Below are 2,470 nucleotides of genomic sequence, written 5' to 3' on the forward strand. Positions count from 1 at the left end.
GTAAGCGTACGGCCATAACACGTTGAGCTTATTTTTAGTGCCCACTCATTTTTAAGTGGACACCTATTTTTAGAGTGCGTCGGTCGTTTGCGTGTGAGTCAAATCGATGTTCCACGGCAACAGTTCATCGATCTGATTGATGGGATGTTGCCCAATGCGCTTCAGTACAGCAGTGAGGTACTGACTTGGATTCAGACCATTGAGTTTGGCTGTGCTGAGTAAACTGTATAACGCAGCGGCTCGCTGTCCGCCCGCTACTGAGCCTGCAAACAGATAATTCTTGCGCCCTAGAGCTATCGGACGCAATGAACGCTCTGCGGTGTTATTGTCGATAGATGCCCGTCCATTCCGGGTATACGCTACCAGGCCTTCCCATTGGTTCAGGGCATAGCGAACCGCCTTCGACAGGCCAGAGCCTTTCGATAAGGTACGTAAGGTCGCTTGCAACCAGGTATAGAGTTCATCCAGTATCGGGATGGACTGCTGTTGTCTCACTTGTTGGCGTACATCGGGCGGTTTGTTTTTAATGGCCTTTTCGATGGCATAGAGCTGTTGGATAGTGGTGATGGCCTGCTCCGCAATCGGAGAAGGACTCGCTTGGGTAATATCATAGAACTTGCGCCTGACGTGTGCCCAACAGCCAGTGAAGGCCACCCCTTTATGATAAACATCGTTATATCCGGCATAGGCATCAGTTTGCAAAGAGCCTGCATAGCCTTTCAGGTGCGAGGTGGGATGGAGACTTTTTCTGTCTTCACTGTAGTGTAGCCATACTGCGGGAGGGGCGTTTTCATTCCAGTCACGGCCATCACGTACATAGGTCCAGTAGCGACCGGTTTGCGTTTTGCCTTTGCCCGGCTTTAAGGTGGGGGCCGTGGTATCATCTGCGTAGATATGGTGTCCGCTTTTAACGTGTTTACCGATGGCGTCTACTAACGGTGAGATAAGGGTGCTGACCTGTCCCACCCAACCCGCCAGGGTTGAACGTTCGATATCCACACCTTCACGCGCCATGCGTTCGGACTGACGATAAAGCGGCTGATGGTCCAGATATTTATCAACCATCACCTGAGTCAGTAACGCGCTACTGGCTAAGCCTTTGGGGACCACTCGCTGTGGTGCTTCCCCCTGGATGAGGGTATTGCAGCATGCACAGCTGTATTTAGGCCGCACGATTTTAATTACGCGGTAAGACACGGGTACCACATCTAACACTTCAGAGACATCATCACCGATGTGCTTGAGTTCACCGGCACAGTCAGGGCAGCTCTGAGGGGACTCAACACGCCGTTCGTCACGCGGCAAGTGCTCAGGTAATGAGATTCTGCGTTTAGGTATGGCCGTTCTGTCTGTGCCAGGTAAGGCCACATCGGCGGTTTGCGCTGCTTGTATTTCCAGCTCTTCAAGCTGTAATTCTATTTGGTGAATTTGCTTTTCTACTTGTTCAGAAGAGCGGCCGAACTGACGACGACGCAACACCAACAACTGCTGTTGCAAGGTGAGAATCAGTGTATCCTTTTGAGCCAGTTTCTCCTGCATTTGCAACACCATCTGTTGAAGTGTTTGCGGGTCGTCTGGCAAGGTGTGCGTCTTCGTTTTCATGCTGGGAATTATACCATTAAACTCACATTAACACACTGATTTAACTTTCTTTTATTGTCTCTTACCCTGCATTTTTAGGGGCGTTGCGATGGGCAGGCGGTCGCCAATCCACCCCTTCCAGCAGTAAGGATAATTGGGCGTGTGTTAAATGCACAGCACCGGATTGGGCAGCAGGCCAAACGAATTTACCTTGCTCCAATCGCTTATAGTACATGCACAATCCCTGGCCGTCCCACCAGAGTAATTTTACCCGATCACCTCGACGCCCTCGAAACACAAACACCTGACCTGCAAACGGATCTTTGCTCAACACATGTTGCACTAACGCCGCTAAACCATCGAAGCCTTTACGCATATCGGTGTGACCGGCACACAGCCAGATACGCAGGTCGTGAGATAACGTAATCATAATAATGCCGATAATAATAGACGTACTATTTGCTCGTCGGCCTGATTCACTGTCACACGATGACCCGTGGTAAGCTCCACGGTAATCGAAGTGGAAGCTGGAGCAGGTTGCTTAAGCGGTGACGGGAGCACCGGCAAAAACGCAGCGGGTTCTTCTTTGTGCGGTAACGACTGCATGTCCATTGCAACGCGCACCCAGCGAGACTGGCCCTTTTTAACTTCTCGTATCCAGCGGAACACCTGGTTAGTATTGATGTTATTTTCTCTGGCAATCAGCGAAACTGAACGAGAAGAAGTGGTGGCTTGGTCGACGATATTCATCTTCCATTGAGGGCTGAACGTTCGTCTACCGAGTACATCAACTTTCATATCCAACGATTAAGATCCTGTTGTAGATTGGCTATTTCAATAGCATGCCCGATCTAAAACGGAACTAAAGATGTGTTAGCCGTACGCTTAC

The 2,470-nt window shown here is 50.1% G+C and carries 3 protein-coding genes; all 3 read right to left on the reverse strand.

Annotated elements, in window-relative coordinates:
- Positions 1-69: 69 nt before the first annotated feature.
- Positions 70-1,602 (reverse strand): IS66 family transposase, encoded by a 1,533-nt coding sequence (tnpC, locus tag GTH32_RS19065; RefSeq protein ID WP_163088769.1) that lies wholly within the window; start codon positions 1,600-1,602, stop codon positions 70-72.
- A 61-nt stretch (positions 1,603-1,663) separates the two neighbouring features.
- Positions 1,664-2,011 (reverse strand): IS66 family insertion sequence element accessory protein TnpB, encoded by a 348-nt coding sequence (tnpB, locus tag GTH32_RS19070; protein WP_163088771.1) that lies wholly within the window; start codon positions 2,009-2,011, stop codon positions 1,664-1,666.
- On the reverse strand, positions 2,008-2,379 hold the full coding sequence (locus GTH32_RS19075; protein WP_246223328.1) for a transposase: 372 nt from the start codon (positions 2,377-2,379) through the stop codon (positions 2,008-2,010). The genes tnpB and GTH32_RS19075 overlap by 4 nt, the downstream gene beginning before the upstream one ends.
- Between the last annotated feature and the right edge of the window lie 91 nt (positions 2,380-2,470).

It is taken from the genome of Alteromonas profundi (assembly GCF_010500865.1).
GTDB classification, from domain to species: Bacteria; Pseudomonadota; Gammaproteobacteria; order Enterobacterales; family Alteromonadaceae; genus Alteromonas; species Alteromonas profundi.